Raw genomic sequence first — 19,350 nt, 5'->3', positions numbered from 1 at the left:
TTAGTCCGTCTTGTGGAACTTGAACGGATTGAACGCCTGCATCACGGGCATGACTTCCAGCTTGTTGATGTTCACGTGCCGGGGCAGGGTGGTGCACCAGAAGATCGACTCCGCCACGTCCTCGGGACGTAGTGGCTGAATGCCCTGATACGGCGTGGCCGCTTTCGCTTCGTCGCCCTTGAAGCGGACCAGCGAGAACTCAGTGTGGGCCAGCCCCGGCTCCACGTCGGTGACGCGCACGTTGTGGCCCAGCAGATCCGCGCGCAGGTTCAGAGAGAACTGCTTCACGAAGGCCTTGGTCGCGCCGTAGACGTTGCCGCCCGGATAGGGATAGGTGGCGGCGACGGAACCCAGGTTCACCACATGGCCGCGGTCACGCTGGCACATCCCCGGCAAGAGCGCCCGGGTGCAGTACATCAGCCCCTTGACGTTGGTGTCGACCATGCTGTCCCAGTCGTCGTACTGGGCCTCCTGCGCCGGCTCCAGGCCCAGGGCGAGACCGGCATTATTCACCAGCACGTCGACATCGGCGAAGTCCGCCGGAAGCCCCGCGACCGCACGCTCGACCGCATGGCGGTCGCGGACATCGAGCTGGATCGTGTGAACGCGCTCGCCGCCCAACTCGTTCGCCATCTCATCCAGCCGCTCCTGCCGGCGGCCGGTGAGGATGACCTTGCTGCCGGCCTCGTGGAAACGGCGCGCCGTCATGGCGCCGAAACCGGCCGTGGCGCCGGTGATGAAGACGGTCAGCGTTTTCGGATCCACCTTGTCGGCTTCGATCGACATGAAGTGCCTTCCCCTTGAAATGGATATGGTCTGCGCACCCTAATCGCTCGTGACCGGCGGTCACGACGCTGACGGTTCGCGATGTTTCGCTTTCTGCCAGAGGTTTTCCAGCTCTTCCAGCGTGCAATCGCCAGCTGCCCGGCCGTCGCCGTCAAGCTGCCGTTCGACATCGCGGAAGCGGCGCTCGAACTTGGCATTGCAGTCGCGCAACGCTTCCTCGGGATCGATACCCAGCTTGCGAGCAAGGTTGGCGACGGTGAATAGCAGGTCGCCCACCTCGTCCTGGACACGTGCCTTCGTGCCGCCGGTATCCAGCTCGTGACGAAGCTCGGCGATCTCCTCATCCAGCTTGTCCAGGACCTCCCGCGCCTTGGGCCAATCGAAGCCAACACGCGCCGCACGTTTCTGCAGCTTCCAGGCCCGCATAAGGGCGGGCAAGCCAAGGGCGATGCCATCCAGCGCGCTGGGCGCGTGTCCGGCGGCGTCGGCCTTGCGCTGCCGCTCGGCGGCCTTCTGCTCTTCCCAGTTGACGGTCTGGGCTTCGGCCGTCTCGATGGTGTCGTCGCCGAAGACGTGTGGGTGCCGGCGGATCATTTTCTCGGCGACGTGTCCGGCTACAGCATCGAAATCGAAGTTGCCGTCCTCCTCGGCCATGCGGGCGTGGTAGACGACCTGCAGCAGCAGGTCGCCCAGCTCGTCGCGCAGCTCCCCCATATCGCCCTGACGGATGGCCTCCGCGACCTCGTAGGCTTCCTCGATGGTGTAAGGCGCAATCGTCTCGAAGGTCTGCTCGATGTCCCAGGGGCAGCCGCTTTCGGGATCGCGCAGCCGCGCCATCACGTGGAGCAGTCTTTCGATGCCGGATCGATTCTCTGGTACGGACGTCATAACGGGCGGGAGAATACACATAGGCCGGTAGCCGTCCAAGCAGTGGACGCATGCCGGGCGGGCTCTCCCGCGAAAGCCCGCCCGGTGGGACGGCCGTCAGTCCTTTACGCGGCGAACGTCCAGGTCGTCGCATGCCGGCCCGCCAAGCGCGCGGCCGGTGCGGATACAGAACTTGGAGTAGTGCAGCGGGCAGATAATCACGCCCCGGCGCCGGTTGATCTGGCCCTTGCTGAGCCAGCCGCGGCGGTGCGGGCACTGCACCGGCACCTCGTACTTCTCGTTATCGTCCAGCTCGACGGTGAAGTACTCACTCATGCTTAAACCTTCTCGCCCTTGGTCCAGACGTCGACGACCTTGTCGAAGGCGTCGGCGGTGACGGTGGCCAGAAGGCTGGTGCCGTGCCAGACCCGCTCGTAATCGAGATCCCGGTGACGGGCCGTTTCCTGGATGGCCTTCAGGACGCTGTGCGCATGGTAGGGATCGATGTGCACATGCTCGCTGAAATAATGGTGGTTCGCGATACCCAAGCGTTCGCACGCCTTCACGTAGTGCGAGAAGAAGGTCGGCACCACGGCCTCGAACCACGCCAATCCGCCCAGGAAATACTCGGGGCAGGGCGCACGCTTCGTCGTCCAGTGGAAAATGTTGGAGAACGCGAAGACTTCCTCGACCGTGATGTCGAAGTAGTCATCCAACTCGGTCGACATACCCAGCTCGTCCAGGAGCTTCATGTAGAGGTATGTGTGCATCTGCGAGAGATTGCCGCAGCCGAACTCGTCGATCAGAACCCGAAGCACCGGCATCTGCGCGGTGACGGGAAGGTGGCCCAGGATCGGCAGGAAAGATTTGGCCTCCGTCAGTGCATCGACCGCGAACTGCTCGACGATGAACCGGAAGGCCTTGTCGTCCGCCTCGTTCGCCAGGAAGAGGCAGCTTGGCGGTGGGTTCTGCGCTTCCTCCTCGATGATCCCGTTCATCCGCTCGCGGAACTTCTCGAAGGTATCGACCTTCTCGCCGCCATCCTCGGCGACGCGAGCCAGCAGGCCATCGACCCAGGGCGTCTCGATCTCGCGCAGATGCTGTACTTCGGCCGGCGTGTGATCAAAGCGGATGTTATACTTGAACAAATCCCGCTGCGGGCGGTCCGAGGCCAGCGTGCCCGGATGATCCGATGTCGCGGTGGCTTGGACTGCGGCCATTGTTATCCCTCCATCGCTTTCGCGGGCTCGACACGCTCGGGAACCGGGCGGGCGTCCAGGAAGATGCCGCGCTCCTTCAGCACGGCCTTCATCGGCCGAAACCAGTCGTCGTCGAACAGCCGGTGCTCCTGCGAGACCGTGGTCATACGCTCCTGCTTCTCCTCGGAAGGCTCCACAAGCATGGAGCGGCACAGCTCAGGCTCCAGATTGGCGAGTGCGAGCGCATAGCCGGCGACACCGGGCGATTGCAGGCAAAGGTCTTCCCAGCCTTGCAGGACCGTGGCCGAGACCTTCGCGTCGACGAGGCGGTTTGCGACCCGCGGCTCGCGGCAGGACTCCTTGATGAGCACGACCTGATCGAGGTTGCACAGGTCGATGAGCGCCTGCATGGCGGAGTTGGACGCTGGCGGCGACTGCTCGAAATAGAGCGTGATCGGCATGTCGATCAGCCGCAGCAGTTCGGCGAAATCGTCGCGCGCCTTCTCGGGGTCGGAGCCCAGTTCGGGAACCGGAATGGTCAGACCGCTGACGCCGAGCGCGGAAGCCGCGCCCGCCCGCCAGAACAGCTCTTCGCGGCTGACGTCCACGATCCCCGGAAAAACGGGAAGGCCGTCGGCGTGCTTGACGACCGCGGCCACCAGATCGACCCAGGTTTGCCGGTCAAGTTTCCACCCCTCGCCGGAGCTGAGGGCGGGTAGCAGGCCGGCGGCATGGCTGCGCGTGCTTTCGATCAGCCGCCGCAGGCTTTCCTCGCAGATGCGGCCATCCGCCCGCAACGGTGTGGCGGCCGGCACCCATATGCCGTCAAGTTTCCGTTCCATATTCGTAAACCTCGTCAAGTGACAGGCGGAGCACGAGAGAGCGCTGGTAGAGCGCTTCCAGCTCGCCCGGGAACTGCTGTTCCGGGTCCCCGTCGTCGGGGCCGGCGACTTCCAGGTCGAAGCGCTGCTGAAGGGCGGGGTCCCAACTAAGAAGGGTAGCGTCGTCGCCGCGCACCTTCGCCAGCATCAGGCGTGCGTGCGGGCTCAGGCCGTCGAGGGTGCGATCGCCCGCGGCCGCCGCGATGTCCGCTGCGCTGAACGGAACGCGGTCGATCCGCATCAGCGTGTGAAGCTGGTCCATGAAGGGGTAGTAGTCGTCCTGAACCTCTCGCGTGCGTAGCCAGACGATGGCATCGCAGATGCCGACCTGATCCAGCGTCATGTGCAGTCCATCGCTCCAGCGGCGGATGAACAGGTTCTTGGAGGCGATCCGAACCTGTTCATCGCTGCTGTTCATGCCGAGGAAGACCCCGGCATCGATGTAGACCGCCGGCGCCGGTGCTCCCTTAGCCGGAGAGTTCATCGACCACCTCGCGCAGACGCTGGACCGCGGGCGCGAACACCTCGGGCTGACGTGCCAGGGCAAGGCGGACATAGCGCTCGCCGGCTTCTGGGCGGCTCCAGTAGAAATAGGTGCCGGGGAGGACGTACACCTGCTTCTCGTAGGCTGCTTCCTGCAGCTTCGAGGCGGTGATGTTCGGGTCGGTGATCTTGAACCACGCTACGCTCACCGGCGCCGCCGGCTTCTGGTATTCCAGCGCCGAGCCCTCCAGCGCCTCGACAGCGACCTGACGGTTCGTGTTCAGTGTGTTCTTCACCGAGGCCAGCGCGTCCGAGCGGGAGTCGGAGAGGTACTCGGACAGCATGTTGAGGATGAACGGCGAGACGTTCAGCAGCACGCTGGTATGGATGTCATAGACTTCCTGGTAGATGTCCTCGCTTGTCATCAGGATCGCGCACTTGGCGTCCTGCACGGGCCAGACTTTCCCGGTATCCTCCATGACGATGTAGGTGATACCCGACTCTTCCAGCATCTCGTAAAGGTCGAAACGGTCGAGCGGGCCTTCGGAGAGGACGAAGGACACGAACGACAGGTCGAGCATCAGGATCTTGTTGTGATCGCGGCAGAAGTCGACGACCTGCTGGAAGCCGCGCCGGCCGTGCTGCAGCAGCGTGAAGCCGGTCGGGTTGTTCGGGTCGACGAGGCAGAGTACGTCGCCCGTCGTCGCGTTCTCCAGGTTCTCCCGGATCTTGTCGACGTCGTAGAACAACTCCTCGTGCAGCGGGATGCGCGGGACCTGCAGGTTCTTGATAAGATCGTGCAGGTTGTCGAAACATGGCTCGATCAAGCTGATCGAGAGACGCCGCTGCATACAGAACGTCGTGGCGATGAACATCACGATCGACGCGGCATAGGCGAGCAGGGCGCGATCCAGCTTCAGGGCAGTGGGCTGGCCCTGCAGTTCGAAAAAGCGGTGGATGAAGCGCTGCTCAAGCTCGTGCTGCGTCAATTCCTCGGATTCGTACCAGAGGCGCGGCAGCTGGCTGACGATTTCCTGCTGTGTCTTGGACTGGCGCTGATGGGTGTGGGCGTCGGCAAGGTTGTACCTGGTACGCAGCGCGATGATTTCGTGCTGCGTAATGTCGCGTAGCTCGGTCTGCGGCTCCTCGGCGATCACGCTGGACATCTAAAGCATCCTCCGTTGTGCTCGACTGACTGTTCTGTCGTTCTTTTCGTCGAATTGGCGGAGAAACCGCCCCAAAATCGACGACGTGCAGTCACCGCCGATCCATGATTTTGACTGGCAATTTTATTCGCCTTTACATGAGATCGCGGCTATTCTCCCTATCGATCGAGATCACCCTTGCCGCTGCCGGTGTGCGCTGCCGTGCGTCCTGTTGCATCTTCTCGGCAGCCAAGCGGCCCATCTCAGGCTCATCTCCTTCGCTAACACCTATCTGATGTATGGCTATTGCAAAGCATCAACTTCAAGTAGCAAAATTGCTGCCGTGATTCGCGTACATGCAAAGAAGGTCGCGGCATGCAGGACTGGAACGATTTGCGCTACGTCTTGGCCATTGCCCGAGCACGAGGAGCGACCGAGGCGGCACGTTGTATCGGCGTTCATCCTTCCACCGTCTTCCGCCGCCTGAACGCACTTGAAGAAGGGCTTGGCGTCAGGCTCTACGAGCGGTTGCCGGAGGGCTATCTGGCGACATCGGCGGGCGAGGAGATCTGCCGGCTGGCCGAGAAGATCGAGGAAGACATCGCTGTTCTGAGCCGGCGCTTGGCGGGGCGCGATTTAAGGCCGAGCGGCACGGTCCACGTCACTACGACCGACACGCTCGTCGCGCTGCTTGCGCCCTATTTCGCGGATTTCCGGAAGGCAAACCCGGAAGTCGAGCTTCGCGTGACGGTGGCCAACAGATTCTTCGATCTCACCCGGCATGAGGCCGATGTGGCGATCCGCCCGGCCACGGATCCGCCCAATCCCCTTGTCGGACGCAGATTGGCGAAGATCGCGACAGCCATTTACGCATCCAGCGACTATCTTGCCGGGCGTGAGGAGTCGTTGGAATTGTCCGAGCACGAGTGGATCGGTCCGGACGAGAGCCTTTCCCATCTGGCATCCTCGCGCTGGCTGCGTCAGTCGTTTCCCGCGGCTTGCATACGATATCGCTTCAACTCGCTGATGGCGGCGCTGGCCGCTGCCAAGGCCGGTCTAGGTATCGTGACGCTGCCGTGCTTCCTGGGCGATGTGGAGCCGACGCTCAGGCGCGTCAGACCGCCGTTGCCGGCGCTGGAGAACGCGCTTTGGCTGCTGACCCACAAGGATCTCCGGCATGTCGCGCGCGTCCGGGCGCTCTTGGATTTCATGGCCGCGGGGCTCGCGGCGGAGCGCCCCTTGCTGGAGGGTGCGGGCAAGCAGCAGAAAGGCACGCGGGACAGTTACGACGAAACGGACGGATAGGCGCTGGCCGGCGGCCGCATCGCTGACTTGGTAAACGGCTTCAGGCCCGAGCGGGCAGCCCGCGGAAATCCACCGCCGGGCCGATCGGCACGATCGTCGGATCGACGTCGCCGATGTAGTCGTGGTAATGGCGCATGATGTGGTCGAACTTCACGGTTTCCGAGACGCCCGGCAGCTCGTAGATGCGGCGGGTATAGGCGGAGAGTGCCGGGTAGTCGACAAGGCGGCGAAGATTGCACTTCAGTGCGCTGTGATAAGCCGCGTCGAAGCGCGCCAGCGTGCAGAAGAGGTGCCAGTCGCTTTCGGTGATGCGCTCGCCCAGAAGGAACGGCTGGTGCGCCAGGCGCTCCTCCAGCCAGTCCAGCGTCTCGAACAGCTCGCGCACGCTGGTGTCGTAAGCCGCCTGCGAACGAGCGAAACCGGCCCGGTAGACGCCGGCGCAGACCTTTGGCAGAAGCACCGCGTTCATGGCGTCGATCTCTTCGCGCAAATCCGCCGGATAAAAATCCACTTCGCTATTGCCGCAGGCGTCGAAGGCGCTGTTCAGCATGCGGATGATGTCGCCGGATTCCTTGTTCACGACGATGCCCCGCTTGGTGTCCCAGAGCGTCGGGACGGTCACCCGCGACGTCACACCCGGATGGCCAAGCTGATAGACCTCATACAGCAAGTCGCGGCCGTTCGCCCGATCGGGCGTGCTCATGTCGCTGTCGCCAAAGCGCCAGCCGCGGGCGTCTCCCATCTGGGGGTGCAACACCGAGATGGAGACCACGTTCTCAAGGCCTTTCAGCCGGCGATAGAGGATCGTTCTGTGCGCCCACGGGCAGGCGTAGGACACGTAGATATGGTAGCGTCCCGCCTCGGCCGGAAAGCCGCCGTCGCCGGATGGGCCGGGCGATCCGTCGGGCGTTATCCAGTTGCGGAAGACATGCGCGCGCGTCTTCAACGCCTCCCGGACCTCCGGCGTTTCCTCCAGGTCACCATGCCACACCCCGTCGATCAGGGCCTTGATTCGGGCCATGACTCCGCTCCCATGGCTATCCGCTAGCGGCGTCGGCGCTTGCCGCCCGGCTTCTTGTCTGTGCTCGATCCGCCACCGATCGCTGACGGGGTGACGGGCCGAAGCGCTTGTTGCTGTCGCTCCTGCACGGCAGCGGCTTTCGGGGCGAAGGTAGCGTGCAGCTCCGACTCCCGTATCGAGAGCATACGACGAACTATATTCTATTAGGTACTGCAACCCCGCACCGCACGGTGGTCCTTACCTCGGTGCATGTATGCCAGCCTGCGGGGGCCGGGCGCACGATCGACGCATCGCGGCAGGCCGGTTTTGGGGAAGATGTCAAGTTCGACCGCCGCACTGTTTCCCTCTTGGAGCCTTTACAGAGCAGGTTAACTTTTGTGCCGAAGACAATGAAATCGCCAATTTCGTGAGACCGATATGGACGAGTGATAGCTTGTGCGGCGGGGCAATCCGCGTACGCTCCTGACGGCGGCGCCGGCCCGACCCTTCGTGGACTTGGCCCGGAGGCTGAATGCCCTTCAGGGCACGACTCGATATCCGTAACCGTATAGAGAGATGCTTGTTCACCGGTTAAGCAGGGAGAGGCCAATGATCGGCAAGGACCGCGACTTCGCCCGGAACCTGGATTGGAACCTTCTGAAGATTCTGCGCGAGGTTGCCGAGACCGGTACGATCAGCCAGGCGGCGGTTGAGCTGGGCCGCAAGCAGCCAGCCGTCAGCCTTGCCCTGCAGCGGCTTGAAGCGGCACTCGGGACGAAGCTGTTCGAGCGTGGCGGCCGCCGTCTCGTCATGACGAACGAGGGAGAGGTTCTGGCGGCCCTGTGCCGCGAGATATCGCAAACCGTGGAAGACATGCCATCGCGCCTGGCCGACACCGTTTCGATGACCTCGGTCCACCTTCGCCTGCTGGTCATAAGCAATTTGGTGTATCCAGGTCTGGACGCAGCCGTTGCGACGTTCCACCAGCAGCACTCCCGCGCCGAGATCGACATCGACGTCGCCCCGTGGCGCACGATTCAGGACGCCATTCTGCGCGAAGTGGCGGATGTCGGGATCGCGCCGAGCCGAAGCTTTCACACCGACCTTCAGTACCGCCCGCTTTTCGACGAGGTTAACCGCCCATTCTGCGGCCGGGGGCATCCGCTCTACGGCCGGCGGCCACGCTCCGTCGAGGAACTGGCGGACTATGCCTTCGTGTTGACGGAAGCAGACGAGCCTGAAGAGCTTCAGAAATTCAGGGCGAAATACGGCCTTGGCCGCTATGTCGCAGGACGGTCGGAGCGCCTGGAAGAGGCGAAGCGCCTTACCAAGCTGGGCATTGGCATCTGCTTCTTGCCGGAGGGTCTGGCCGCGGCGGAAACGGCCGATGGCTCGTTGTGGTCGCTGCTTCCCGATAGCGCCGGACCGGCGATTCCGATCTATGCTATTGCCGCGCGCAAGGCCGAGGCACCTTGCCAACGTTTCGTCAACTATCTGGCGGCTTCGAGCCGGGCTTCACAGGGACAAGTTGATGCATAGTTGGCGTGCGAAGCAGGGCAGTGCGCCAGTTTCATTGCATTAAAATTGCATAACATAAAAATTGTTCGCCCAAACCGCGCAAAATGCCGATCTCTCACATTCGTTGGATCATAGGGTTGAGTATAAAATATAATTTTATTTCAATACCTTAGGCGAAATTGAAACGCTAATATTAATCTCATTTATATATCTGATTGGCGGTCGGGTGTTTCTGAAAATCGGCCGATCCTTATAATCACCAGGAAATGAGATTGAAAGAGCGGAATGCCTTTCCGCGACGATCCGTCGCGACTGTGGCCTGTGCCGGACACCGGCGGCGCTTCGTCGGATCATGCCAACGCTTCTGGGGGAAACACGAACATGACCGGTGACCATCCGCACGACTTCCGCGGCAACCGCAATCTCGAGAAACTGAGCCGGATATCGCAGACCCGTGAAGCCAGGGAGATCGAGCGCGGGCTTGAACACGGGCTCACGGCGGCGGAATCGGTCGAGGACCGCTCGATCTCCCTGTTCTCGCGCGGCCATCAGCCGGCGTTCGCGGGCATCAACACCTTCATGAAGATGCCGTACTGCGAGGACATCCGTAACGTCGGGAGGTACGACGCGGCCTTTGTCGGCGTGCCGTTCGACACCGGCACGACGTTCCGGCCGGGCGCGCGCTGGGGCCCGCAGGCGGTTCGCCGCATCTCCGCCTTGTACGACGGCTACTCGGTGGATGCCGGCGTCGACCTGTTCGAGGAGATGGACATCTGCGATGCCGGCGACGTCTTCGTCATTCCCGGCAACATCGAGAAGACCTTCGATCAGGTCTCCAAGGCGGTCTCGCACATCTACACCTCGGGCGCCTTTCCGATCATCTGCGGCGGCGACCACGGGCTCGGCTACCCGAACGTGCGCGGCGTAGCACCGCACATCGACGGCAACGTCGGCATCATCCATATCGACCGGCACCTGGACATCCAGGAAAAGGACATGGACGAGCGGATGCACACCACGCCGTGGTACTGGACGACGCACGAGCGGATGGAGGGTACGCACCGCGGCCACGACCACATGCATGACGTGGGCCTGCCCAACTGCCCGCCGGAGAACCTGGTTCAGATGGGCATTGGCGGCTGGTACGGCTCGCGCCCCGGCAGCATCGTGGCGCGGCGGCGCGGCACCAGCGTGGTGACCATGACGGACGTCGAGGAAATGGGCCCGCAGAAGGCCGCAGAGGTGGCGCTGGAACTGGCCTGGAAGGGCTGCAAGGCGGTCTACCTTTCCTTCGACATCGATTCCATCGACCCCGGCTTCGCGCCTGGGACGGGCACGCCGGAGCCCGGCGGCCTGCTGCCGCGCGAAGCGCTGGAGATCGTCCGCCTGATCGCCAAGGAAGGCCTCTGCGCCATGGAAGTCGTCGAGGTCTCGCCGCCCTACGACGTCAACGACAACACCGCGCAGCTTGCATGCCGGGTCATCCTCGATGCCCTAGGCTCCATGGTCGCCGCCGGACAGATCGGGCATCGCAGCGGCGTCATGCAGGGCGAATAGAACGAATGAAATCCGCCGGGGACGGCTGGCCGGGTACGGCCCGGCCCGCGTCCGGGTAGGCAATCGAAGCAAAAAGGGGGAGGCGGGCATGTCAGACACCGTCGTTTCCGGACCTGCCCTGGCAGGGCGGGAAGTCCGACACGAAGACGGGCCGCGTGGCGCGCCCTTCACGCCGCCGAAACAGGGTTTCCTGGCGCTGAAATCGCACTATTCGCGCAAGACGCTGGGTACATTGGCTTTGCTGGGCGCATTGTCGCTGTTCCTGGCCTGGGAGATCGGTGCCCATTCCGTTCCCGAGGCCAAGGAGAAGTTCTTTCCGGCGGTGGAACAGGTGCTTGCCGCGCTCTTCCAACTCTTTGCCGAAAAGGAGTTCATCTACGACGTGGGCATGAGCTGCCTGCGGATCTATCTCGCTTATATCGTGGCCATGTCCGTGGCATTGCCGCTTGCGATCGGCATGGGGTCGTTCGAGAATCTGCGGGCAACGTTGAACCCAACGCTCTCCGCCCTCCGGTATCTCCCGGCGGCCTCGTTCATCCCGCTGCTGCTGGTCTGGTTCGGTCCCACGGATACCTCGAAGGTCCTGCTGCTGTTCCTCGGCGTCGTCTGGTTCCTTGTCGCCGGCATGCTAGCCGATGTGCGCAGCGTCTCGCACGAGCTTGTGGAATCGGCGCTGACGATGGGGGCGCGGCGAAAGACGGTGGTCTTCAACGTGATCCTGCCGGCGGCCGGGCCACAGCTCATGACCTCCGCCCGCGACCTGACCGCCGTGGCCTGGACCTATCTCGTGATCGCCGAGGTCATTGGCGCGCAGTCCGGCATCGGTGCGGTGATGATGCGGGCCGGCCGCTTCCTGAACGTCGACGTCATCATCGCCGGCATCCTGACGATCGGGATCCTGGGTGTGCTGACCGACACCGTGTTCCGCCTGGGTCACCGGATGCTGTTCCCTTGGGCCCGCTGAAGACGACGGAGAACCGAAATGGCATATGCCGAGGTCGCCATGACCGATACCGACGAGACCCAGACCGCCGTCGATGCCTCCAAGCTGCCGATCTACGTGGATTGCGTGACCAAGCAGTATCTCGGCGGCGCCTTCACCGCGATCGACAACGTCACCTGCGCGATGGAGGAGAACCAGATCACCGCGATTATTGGCCCGTCGGGCTGCGGCAAGACCACGCTGCTGCGCCAGATCGCCGGACTGGAGTATCCCTCCTACGGGCGCATCCTGCGTGATGGCGAGGTTATTCACGGCCCAGGGCCGGACCGGGGAATGGTCTTCCAAACCTATACCGCCTTCCCCTGGCTGACGACGCTGCAGAACGCCGAATACGCCATGAAGATCAATGGCGTACCCGCCGCCGAGCGGCGCGAGCGGGCGATGGAGCACCTGCGCCTGGTCCACCTGGATGGCTTCAAGGACTACTACCCGAACAGCCTGTCCGGTGGCATGCGCCAGCGTGTCGCCATCGCCCGTGCGCTGGGACAGGACCCCCGCGTCCTGCTGATGGATGAGCCTTTCGGCGCCCTCGATGCGCAGGTCCGCTGGGAGATGGAGGAGCTGACCGTCGAGATCGAGGAGCGCACGCGCAAGACGATTATTCTGGTCACGCACGATATCCAGCAGGCGATCTACGTGGCGGACCGCATCATCTTCCTGACCCGCAATCCCGGCCGCATCAAGGCCGACATGAAGCTGGAGTTCAAGGAAGGACGCCGGTTCCTCAAGAAGGAGGAGCTGATCACCCATCCCGGCTACGCCGAAACCGAGGCGCAGCTCTACGGGATGATGCGAGAAGAGATCGAAAAGATCCGCGGCGGCGAATGACTTGGAAACGGGAGGTTTCGATGAAACTGAAGGGTGGCTTGAAACGTCATGCCGCCGCGCTTGCGGTGGCGATGGGACTAACCGGTCTGGCTGGGCCCGTTGCGGCGGCGACGGACGTGTCCGTGGCGATCATTTCCTTCTCGCCCTATGCACCTTGGTACATTGTGCAGGAGAAGGATCTCGCCAAGGATATCGATCTCGATGTCCGCATCATCGAGGGTATCGCCGCCAAGAACGCGGCACTGCAGTCGGGCACGATCCAATGCATGAACAACACGCTCGATTCGATCGTGTCCGCGAAGTCGAATGGCGTGCCGATGCAGGTCGTGGCCTTCTCCAACATGTCCTACGGCCTGGACAAGATGACCGCACGCAAGGGCATTAACGGTCCGGAAGATTTCAAGGGGACAAGCTATGGCGCCGACCTTGGCTTTCTCAACCACATGTGGATGCTTTTGACGCTGGAGCGTGCGGGCCTGTCCTACGACGCAGCCGACCTCGTGGTGCTGTTACCGCAGGAAAGCGCGGCGGCCTTCTTGCAGGGCGCCATCGATATCGACGTCAACTATCTCCCCTTCGCGGCCCAGTCCCTGAAGCGCGAAGGCGCGCACGTCCTGAAGAGCAGCCTGACAGACAGGACCTGGGAAAGAGGGCTGATCGGTGACGTGATCGCCTGCCATGAGGGTTGGTTGAACGACAATCCGACGGTGGCGAAAGAGCTTCTCCGCGCGTGGTTCGAGGCCGTGGACTGGTGGAAGGAGAACCCGGAGGAGGGCAATCGGATCGTGGCCGAGGGCCTGGGCTGGGACGAGGGTGACGTCCGCCTGAACCAGCACGGCGCGGTGCAATTGAATCTCAAACAGAACCTGGGCGCGTTCGGTCTGGAGGGCGGCGAAGCTCTCTGCAAGAACCTGCCCGAAGGGGCTCCGAAAGCTCCCGCCGACTCTCAAGGATGGGGCAGCCTTTTCAACGGCGAGGACTGCGTCAACGGCTATGCCGGTCCGACGTGGGATCTCTTCAACAAGGTCTACAGCAAGGTTGATGTCGCCGGATCCATTATTCCCGCGGAAGAGGGATTGAATTCCGACGTTGTTGCCGCCCTGCGGGACGACGGCGTGCATGAAGCCTATAGCTCCAACAAGTGGATCGGCCGTCTGGAACTGCCGGAGAAGTATCAGGTCGAGGAACTCTGGCAGGGTATCTATCCGGCGGGCGAATAACGGCCGACCGCGGAAACGTCGTATGCGGGATGACTGGGTCGGGCGCTACCTCCCCATCAACCAGCGCATTCCGCATACGGCGACCCGATAGAAATAAGCAACAGGAGTGAATCGCATGAGCCGAGGCAAGATCGCACCGGCAATCGCCGCGACGGCCGCACTGCTGGCAGCCGGCCCCGCGGCGGCCCACACCGCCGCCGGCACCGTTTCCGGGCTGACGACCGGTTTCGTTCACCCGATTGCGGGGCTGGATCACATCCTCGCCATGATTGCTGTCGGCGTCCTTGCCGTGCAATTGGGCGGCCGCGCCCTCTGGTCTGTTCCGCTCGCATTTGTCGCGATGATGATCGTGGGTGGCATGCTCGGCATGGCGAGCGCCGCCGTCCCGTTCGTCGAGTACGGAGTTGCCGGATCGGTGGTCCTTCTGGGCGCCGTGATCGCCTTCGGCCGGCGCCTTTCGATTGGCCTCGCGACGGGCTTGGCGGGTTTCCTCGCTATCTTCCACGGACATGCCCACGGGACGGAGATGGCCGCCGGCGCAAGCGCGGTGGAATATGCTGTCGGCTTCCTCGCCGCGACGATCCTGCTGCACGCTGGCGGCATCGCGCTGGGCGCGGCTGCCCGACGGCTGACCGCCGACGTGGCCGGTCTTGCGGTTCGCGCCGGCGGCGGTGCGATCGCGACAGCCGGAATTGCGCTGGCCGTGAGTTAACCCACGCGGGAGTCGTGGCGCCGCTCTTCGCGCCGTCTCGACTCCCCGCGACCGGCCGGCACGTTTCGTCCCGTCGCCTTATCCGGCGGCGGGACGTTTCCGTGTCGAGGCAAACTTCCTCGTACCACTGAACTCGACTGCGCCGGGACAGAATGTCCCAGCCGTCCTCGGTCCGATTGCCATCGCAAAAGATATATGAGAAAGACATTTTAAGGATGGTTCGGAAAGCGCGAAGAAAATAGCGGGTGCCGAGGCATTGTCTTCGCGGGGGTAGATGAGAGTGACGGCGATATGGTGTCGCGACTGACAAGGGGCGAGCGCGAGCTCGCCATCGGTATTCTCGTCCTGCTGGGGTTTCTGGGGCTGGCGATGACCGCGGCGGGCGGCGACGGGCCACTCGGTATCCACGGGCTTGTCGTCATCGCGTGCGCGGTTGGCACAACCTTCGTCGTCATCGCCGGCCTGTTCGCGACGGAGCCGGGCGATGATCGCCTGAGCCGCTATTACGACGACCCGAGCAAGGTGGGTATCGTCCTTGCCATCGTCTGGGGCGTCGTGGGGATGTTCGTCGGTGACTGGGTGGCCTGGCTGCTGGCCTATCCGGAAATGACCTTCGATGCCGCCTGGGCCAGCTTCGGGCGATTGCGTCCCGTGCACACGACCGGCGTCATCTTCGGCTTCGGCGGCAACGCGCTGATCGCGACGTCCTTCCACGTGATGCAGCGCACGTGCCGGGCGCGACTGCCGGACCAGATAAGCCCGTGGTTCGTCCTGCTGGGCTACAACCTGTTCTGTATCCTGGCCGTGTCCGGCTATCTGATGGGCTTGACGCAGTCGAAGGAGTACGCCGAGCCGGAATGGTACGCCGACATCTGGCTCGTGGTCGTCTGGACAGCCTATTTCCTGCTCTATCTCCGCACGCTGGCGCGGCGCCAGGAACCGCACATCTACGTCGCCAACTGGTACTATCTGGCGTTCATCCTGGTCGTCGCCATTCTTCACATCGTGAACAATCTGGCCGTGCCGGTGTCGCTTGGGCATGCCAAGAGCTATTCGCTGTTCGCCGGTGTCCAGGACGCGATGACGCAGTGGTGGTACGGGCATAACGCGGTCGCTTTCTTCCTGACCGCCGGTTTCCTCGGCATGCTTTACTACTATCTGCCAAAGCGGGCAGGGCGGCCGATCTTCTCCTACCGGCTGTCCATCGTCAGCTTCTGGGGCATCACCTTCTTCTACATCTGGGTCGGCTCGCACCACCTGCATTACACGGCGCTGCCGCACTGGGTCCAGACGCTCGGTATGACCTTCTCGGTGATGCTGCTGGTACCATCCTGGGCGTCGGCGGCGAACGCGCTGCTGACGCTGAACGGTGCCTGGCACAAAGTGCGCGACGACGCGGCACTGCGCTTCATGATGGTCGCGGCGGTGTTCTACGGCTTGTCGACCTTCGAGGGTTCGTTCCTGGCCATTCGGCCGGTGAATTCGCTGTCCCACTACACGGACTGGACGGTGGGCCACGTGCATGCCGGTGCGCTTGGCTGGGTGGCGTTCATCACTTTCGGGTCGATCTACGCCGTCGTGCCAAGGCTGTGGCGGTGCCGCGAGATGTATTCGGCGCGGCTGGTGGAGGTGCACTTCTGGTTGGCGCTGGCGGGAACCGTCATCTACGTCTTCGCCATGTGGAATTCCGGTATCATCCAGGGCCTGATGTGGCGCACCTACAATGAAAGCGGCACGCTGACCTACTCCTTCATCGATTCCCTGGTCGCCATGCATCCCTACTACATCGCCCGTGCGGTGGGTGGACTGTTCTTCCTGAGTGGGGCGGTGGTCGCACTCTACAACGTCTGGAAGACGGCGCGCCTTGCCGCTGGAGAACAGACGGAGGCTGCCGGCGATACCCCCGTTGCCGCGCCCGCCGCGGCCGGTTCGTTACAGGCCGGGGAGTGAGCGCGGATGTTCGGTTTCCATTACAGGCTTGAGCGCAACACGATCGGCTTCGTGCTGGCCGTCATCGTGGCCGCGAGCATTGGTGGCATCGTCGAGATCGCGCCGCTCTTCACCATCGACGAGACGGTGGAGGAGGCGCCCGACATGCGGGTCTACACGCCCCTGGAGCTGGCGGGGCGTAACATCTACATCCGCGAGGGCTGCTACGCCTGCCATTCGCAGATGATCCGCGCGCTGCGCGACGAGGTGGAGCGTTACGGTCCGTATTCTCTGGCGGTGGAATCCCAATACGACCATCCGATGCTTTGGGGCTCCAAGCGGACGGGCCCGGACCTTGCGCGGGTCGGCGGCAAGTACTCCGACGACTGGCACGTCGCCCACCTCAACGATCCGCGCGATGTCGTGCCGCAGTCAGTGATGCCGGCCTACCGCTGGCTGAGCCGGACCGAACTCGATAGCGATGACCTTGGTCTGCACCTGAAAGCGATGCGCCGGGTTGGCGTGCCCTATACCGACGCGATGATCGTCAATGCCGAGAACGACGCCTATGGACAGGCGGCGCCTGGAAGCAAGCGGGCGCCCGGCGTCGCCGAACGCTACGGCGAGGGCACGAACATCCGCGCCTTCGATGGTGAGTCGGACCGGCTGACGGAGATGGACGCCCTTGTCGCCTATCTGCAGATCCTGGGCCGGCTGACCGATGCCGCGTACGAGCGCAAGACAGAGGCGGAGGAATAGGGGTCATGGAAATCGACCACGGCATGCTGGTCGCCTTCGCGAAGTCCTTCGGGCTGTTCTACCTGATCGCGTTTTCGGTGGCGGTCCTTGTCTACGCCTTCCGGCCTTCGAATAGGAGCCGGTTCGAGCGGGCCGCGCACAGCATTCTTGACGACGAGGCCGGGCCATGGCGGTAGGCGAACGCGATCCACACACCGGGCACCTGACGACTGGGCACGAATGGAACGGCATCAAGGAGCTGAACACACCAGTGCCGCGCCCGGTGTGGCTGTTCCTGGCCGCGACGGTGGTTTTCTCGGTCATCTACTGGATCTTGATGCCGGCCTGGCCCCTGGGCGCGACATATACCGAAGGTCTGCTGGGGATCGATCAGCAAAGCCGGGTTGACGCCGATCTTAAAAACGCGGCGCGCGACCGGGCAAGCTGGAGCGCGCAAATCGAGACCATGGACGCAGAGGCAATACAGGCCGACGCCTCGCTGATGCGTATCGTCCGCGAGGCGGGAAGACCGCTTTTCGAAGACAACTGCGCGGTTTGCCACGGCAGCGATGCCAGGGGCGGGCAGGGATACCCCGATCTCACGGACCGGACCTGGCTGTGGGGCGGAGAGCCGGAGACGGTGATGGAAACGATCCGTGTCGGGATCAACGCCGCCCATGGCGAGACCAGGTCCAGCCAGATGCCCGCCTTCGGCCGCAACCGGATGCTGGACCGGAAGGCGATCCGCGAGGTCGCAACCTACGTCCGCTCGCTCTCCGGCGCGGTCCCCGATAGCGGCGACGAGGCGACAGCCGTGGCGGAAGGCAAGGAGATCTTCGCCGCGAACTGCGCGGCCTGCCACGGCGAGAAGGGAACGGGCAGCACCGCCATGGGCGCGCCGGACCTGACCGACGAGGCGTGGATTTACGGCGGTGACAGGCAGACTGTTTTCGAAACCGTCTTCAGCGGCCGACAGGGACAGATGCCGCAGTGGGAGGAGCGTCTTTCGGCCGTCGACCGCAAGATCCTCGCCCTCTATCTCCGCGACCTCGGCGTTGGCGGAGAGTGACGCGGTGAGCGGGAGGACAGCCCATGGCCGATATCCAAAGGCAATGGATCCGCCGCGTTCTGGGCATCCTGCTTCTTGCGGGCGTCGCGCTCGTCATCCTCGCGAATGTGCACCTGGTCTACGTCGCGGTGACGTCCCAGCCGGACTGTGTGCCCCATCGCAAGCAGCCCGGCGAAGCGGGGTCGAAGGACTTCCGCGCCGCGAAGCCGGGTTGCTGAGGGTATGCCGGACGCTGAAAAAGTCGCGAAGAGGTTAGCGATGAACACCATCCCGAAGACAGTCCCGCCGCTTCCGCGACAGCGCGACCTGGACCGCCATTTGGAACGCACGGCGGCTCTCGACTGGCTGCGCGCGGGCTGGGCCGACCTGAAGGTGAGTCCGGGGCCGAGCCTGCTTTACGGCTTGGGGGTCTTCCTCGTATCGCTCGGCGTCGTGGGTTGCATGATGGCGCTGGCCCTCGACTACGTCCTGTTCCCGGCGCTTGCGGGTTTCATGGTCGTGGGCCCGGTCATCGCCGTCGGCCTCTACGAAAAGAGCCGCCTCATCGCCGAGGGCGAGCCGGTCAGTTTCACCGGCATGGTGATGGTGAAAGCGCGTTCGGGCGGTCAGATCATGTTCATCGGCGTCCTGCTCTGCCTGCTGATGCTGTTGTGGATGCGCGCGGCGGTGCTGCTCTACGCGCTGTTTTTCGGCCTGCGGCCGTTTCCGGGGCTCGACCACGTCGCCGGCATACTTTTCTCGACGGGGACCGGCTTGTCGCTGCTGGCTGTCGGCACCTTGGTCGGGGGCCTTTTCGCCGCCTTCGCGTTCGCCATCAGCGCCTTCTCGCTGCCAATGCTGCTGAACGAGCGTCTGGACGCCTTTACCGCGATGGGGATGAGCATGGCGCTCGTCTGGAACAATCTTCCGGTCATGCTGGCATGGGGGGCTATCGTGCTTGCGCTGTTCGTGCTCGGCGTGGCGACGGGCCTGCTGGGGCTGATCGTCATATTCCCGCTGCTTGGCCATGCGACGTGGCATGCCTATAAGGCCGTCCGGGTGCCGCCTGCATCCTGAGTGAAATGTCGCGCCGGCCTCTGGCGCCGGGCTGCAAGGCTGCTAATATCGGGC

21 protein-coding genes are annotated in these 19,350 nt (G+C 63.5%); 13 read left to right on the top strand and 8 right to left on the bottom strand.

What is annotated here, in order from left to right; genetic code table 11:
• From DRB17_RS09605 to DRB17_RS09575, 7 genes are all read right to left on the bottom strand, one after another.
• Complete coding sequence (locus DRB17_RS09605) at positions 1–786, bottom strand: SDR family oxidoreductase (RefSeq protein WP_161958772.1); 786 nt, start codon at positions 784–786, stop codon at positions 1–3.
• A gap of 60 nt (positions 787–846) precedes the next feature.
• A complete protein-coding gene (gene mazG, locus DRB17_RS09600) occupies positions 847–1,674 on the bottom strand; it encodes a nucleoside triphosphate pyrophosphohydrolase (protein WP_114581984.1) in 828 nt (275 codons plus the stop codon).
• Between the two features lie 96 nt (positions 1,675–1,770).
• Positions 1,771–1,989 (bottom strand): Rieske (2Fe-2S) protein, encoded by a 219-nt coding sequence (locus DRB17_RS09595; RefSeq protein ID WP_114581983.1) that lies wholly within the window; start codon positions 1,987–1,989, stop codon positions 1,771–1,773.
• Positions 1,990–1,991: 2 nt separating this feature from the next.
• Positions 1,992–2,873, bottom strand: coding sequence for an iron-containing redox enzyme family protein (locus DRB17_RS09590; protein ID WP_114581982.1), 882 nt, complete (start codon positions 2,871–2,873; stop codon positions 1,992–1,994).
• Positions 2,874–2,875: 2 nt separating this feature from the next.
• Complete coding sequence (locus DRB17_RS09585; RefSeq protein WP_114581981.1) at positions 2,876–3,694, bottom strand: dihydrodipicolinate synthase family protein; 819 nt, start codon at positions 3,692–3,694, stop codon at positions 2,876–2,878.
• A complete protein-coding gene (locus tag DRB17_RS09580; RefSeq protein ID WP_114581980.1) occupies positions 3,678–4,217 on the bottom strand; it encodes a DUF6190 family protein in 540 nt (179 codons plus the stop codon). Before DRB17_RS09580 ends, DRB17_RS09585 begins: the two co-directional genes overlap by 17 nt.
• Positions 4,201–5,382, bottom strand: coding sequence for an aminotransferase class I/II-fold pyridoxal phosphate-dependent enzyme (locus DRB17_RS09575; protein ID WP_114581979.1), 1,182 nt, complete (start codon positions 5,380–5,382; stop codon positions 4,201–4,203). The genes DRB17_RS09580 and DRB17_RS09575 overlap by 17 nt, the downstream gene beginning before the upstream one ends.
• Positions 5,383–5,736: 354 nt before the next feature.
• On the opposite strand from DRB17_RS09575, the gene DRB17_RS09570 reads away from it, so the two are divergent.
• Positions 5,737–6,666, top strand: a complete 930-nt coding sequence (locus DRB17_RS09570) for a LysR family transcriptional regulator (RefSeq protein ID WP_114581978.1) — start codon at positions 5,737–5,739, stop codon at positions 6,664–6,666.
• Positions 6,667–6,706: 40 nt separating this feature from the next.
• On the opposite strand, the gene DRB17_RS09565 is transcribed toward DRB17_RS09570, so the two are convergent.
• Positions 6,707–7,687: a glutathione S-transferase family protein gene (locus DRB17_RS09565; protein WP_114581977.1), complete on the bottom strand. Its 981-nt coding sequence runs from the start codon at positions 7,685–7,687 to the stop codon at positions 6,707–6,709.
• Between the two features lie 588 nt (positions 7,688–8,275).
• Between DRB17_RS09565 and DRB17_RS09560 the strand changes: the two genes are divergently transcribed.
• From DRB17_RS09560 to DRB17_RS09505, 12 genes are all read left to right on the top strand, one after another.
• The gene (locus DRB17_RS09560; protein WP_161958771.1) at positions 8,276–9,205 is read left to right on the top strand and encodes a LysR family transcriptional regulator; all 930 of its coding nucleotides are present in this window, start codon (positions 8,276–8,278) and stop codon (positions 9,203–9,205) included.
• A 360-nt stretch (positions 9,206–9,565) separates the two neighbouring features.
• Complete coding sequence (locus DRB17_RS09555) at positions 9,566–10,741, top strand: agmatinase family protein (protein ID WP_114582069.1); 1,176 nt, start codon at positions 9,566–9,568, stop codon at positions 10,739–10,741.
• Positions 10,742–10,829: 88 nt separating this feature from the next.
• Entirely contained in the window at positions 10,830–11,705 is an 876-nt protein-coding gene (locus DRB17_RS09550) for an ABC transporter permease (RefSeq protein ID WP_114581975.1), read from the top strand.
• 18 nt (positions 11,706–11,723) lie between these two features.
• A complete protein-coding gene (locus DRB17_RS09545; protein WP_206607842.1) occupies positions 11,724–12,572 on the top strand; it encodes an ABC transporter ATP-binding protein in 849 nt (282 codons plus the stop codon).
• 20 nt (positions 12,573–12,592) lie between these two features.
• Positions 12,593–13,792: an ABC transporter substrate-binding protein gene (locus tag DRB17_RS09540; protein WP_161958770.1), complete on the top strand. Its 1,200-nt coding sequence runs from the start codon at positions 12,593–12,595 to the stop codon at positions 13,790–13,792.
• Between the two features lie 115 nt (positions 13,793–13,907).
• On the top strand, positions 13,908–14,504 hold the full coding sequence (locus tag DRB17_RS09535) for a HupE/UreJ family protein (protein WP_114581973.1): 597 nt from the start codon (positions 13,908–13,910) through the stop codon (positions 14,502–14,504).
• A gap of 291 nt (positions 14,505–14,795) precedes the next feature.
• A complete protein-coding gene (gene ccoN / locus DRB17_RS09530) occupies positions 14,796–16,454 on the top strand; it encodes a cytochrome-c oxidase, cbb3-type subunit I (RefSeq protein WP_114581972.1) in 1,659 nt (552 codons plus the stop codon).
• A gap of 6 nt (positions 16,455–16,460) precedes the next feature.
• Positions 16,461–17,192 (top strand): cytochrome-c oxidase, cbb3-type subunit II, encoded by a 732-nt coding sequence (gene ccoO / locus DRB17_RS09525; protein ID WP_114581971.1) that lies wholly within the window; start codon positions 16,461–16,463, stop codon positions 17,190–17,192.
• A gap of 5 nt (positions 17,193–17,197) precedes the next feature.
• Positions 17,198–17,368: a cbb3-type cytochrome c oxidase subunit 3 gene (locus DRB17_RS09520; RefSeq protein WP_114581970.1), complete on the top strand. Its 171-nt coding sequence runs from the start codon at positions 17,198–17,200 to the stop codon at positions 17,366–17,368.
• Complete coding sequence (gene ccoP / locus DRB17_RS09515; RefSeq protein WP_114581969.1) at positions 17,359–18,240, top strand: cytochrome-c oxidase, cbb3-type subunit III; 882 nt, start codon at positions 17,359–17,361, stop codon at positions 18,238–18,240. Before DRB17_RS09520 ends, ccoP begins: the two co-directional genes overlap by 10 nt.
• Before the next feature lie 23 nt (positions 18,241–18,263).
• A complete protein-coding gene (locus DRB17_RS09510) occupies positions 18,264–18,458 on the top strand; it encodes a hypothetical protein (RefSeq protein ID WP_114581968.1) in 195 nt (64 codons plus the stop codon).
• Between the two features lie 40 nt (positions 18,459–18,498).
• Positions 18,499–19,296 (top strand): DUF2189 domain-containing protein, encoded by a 798-nt coding sequence (locus tag DRB17_RS09505; RefSeq protein ID WP_114581967.1) that lies wholly within the window; start codon positions 18,499–18,501, stop codon positions 19,294–19,296.
• Positions 19,297–19,350 lie beyond the last annotated feature (54 nt).

The organism is Ferruginivarius sediminum (assembly GCF_003344765.1).
Taxonomy (GTDB): Bacteria; Pseudomonadota; Alphaproteobacteria; order Kiloniellales; family Rhodovibrionaceae; genus Ferruginivarius; species Ferruginivarius sediminum.
This window is presented reverse-complemented; position numbering and strand designations above follow the sequence as displayed.

Bases quoted from the DNA above. Each gene is read 5' to 3' on its own strand.
- DRB17_RS09605 (WP_161958772.1), bottom strand. From the start codon at position 786: ATGTCGATCGAAGCCGACAAGGTGGATCCGAAAACGCTGACCGTCTTC.
- mazG (WP_114581984.1), bottom strand. From the start codon at position 1,674: ATGACGTCCGTACCAGAGAATCGATCCGGCATCGAAAGACTGCTCCAC.
- DRB17_RS09595 (WP_114581983.1), bottom strand. From the start codon at position 1,989: ATGAGTGAGTACTTCACCGTCGAGCTGGACGATAACGAGAAGTACGAG.
- DRB17_RS09590 (WP_114581982.1), bottom strand. From the start codon at position 2,873: ATGGCCGCAGTCCAAGCCACCGCGACATCGGATCATCCGGGCACGCTG.
- DRB17_RS09585 (WP_114581981.1), bottom strand. From the start codon at position 3,694: ATGGAACGGAAACTTGACGGCATATGGGTGCCGGCCGCCACACCGTTG.
- DRB17_RS09580 (WP_114581980.1), bottom strand. From the start codon at position 4,217: ATGAACTCTCCGGCTAAGGGAGCACCGGCGCCGGCGGTCTACATCGAT.
- DRB17_RS09575 (WP_114581979.1), bottom strand. From the start codon at position 5,382: ATGTCCAGCGTGATCGCCGAGGAGCCGCAGACCGAGCTACGCGACATT.
- DRB17_RS09570 (WP_114581978.1), top strand. From the start codon at position 5,737: ATGCAGGACTGGAACGATTTGCGCTACGTCTTGGCCATTGCCCGAGCA.
- DRB17_RS09565 (WP_114581977.1), bottom strand. From the start codon at position 7,687: ATGGCCCGAATCAAGGCCCTGATCGACGGGGTGTGGCATGGTGACCTG.
- DRB17_RS09560 (WP_161958771.1), top strand. From the start codon at position 8,276: ATGATCGGCAAGGACCGCGACTTCGCCCGGAACCTGGATTGGAACCTT.
- DRB17_RS09555 (WP_114582069.1), top strand. From the start codon at position 9,566: ATGACCGGTGACCATCCGCACGACTTCCGCGGCAACCGCAATCTCGAG.
- DRB17_RS09550 (WP_114581975.1), top strand. From the start codon at position 10,830: ATGTCAGACACCGTCGTTTCCGGACCTGCCCTGGCAGGGCGGGAAGTC.
- DRB17_RS09545 (WP_206607842.1), top strand. From the start codon at position 11,724: ATGGCATATGCCGAGGTCGCCATGACCGATACCGACGAGACCCAGACC.
- DRB17_RS09540 (WP_161958770.1), top strand. From the start codon at position 12,593: ATGAAACTGAAGGGTGGCTTGAAACGTCATGCCGCCGCGCTTGCGGTG.
- DRB17_RS09535 (WP_114581973.1), top strand. From the start codon at position 13,908: ATGAGCCGAGGCAAGATCGCACCGGCAATCGCCGCGACGGCCGCACTG.
- ccoN (WP_114581972.1), top strand. From the start codon at position 14,796: ATGGTGTCGCGACTGACAAGGGGCGAGCGCGAGCTCGCCATCGGTATT.
- ccoO (WP_114581971.1), top strand. From the start codon at position 16,461: ATGTTCGGTTTCCATTACAGGCTTGAGCGCAACACGATCGGCTTCGTG.
- DRB17_RS09520 (WP_114581970.1), top strand. From the start codon at position 17,198: ATGGAAATCGACCACGGCATGCTGGTCGCCTTCGCGAAGTCCTTCGGG.
- ccoP (WP_114581969.1), top strand. From the start codon at position 17,359: ATGGCGGTAGGCGAACGCGATCCACACACCGGGCACCTGACGACTGGG.
- DRB17_RS09510 (WP_114581968.1), top strand. From the start codon at position 18,264: ATGGCCGATATCCAAAGGCAATGGATCCGCCGCGTTCTGGGCATCCTG.
- DRB17_RS09505 (WP_114581967.1), top strand. From the start codon at position 18,499: ATGAACACCATCCCGAAGACAGTCCCGCCGCTTCCGCGACAGCGCGAC.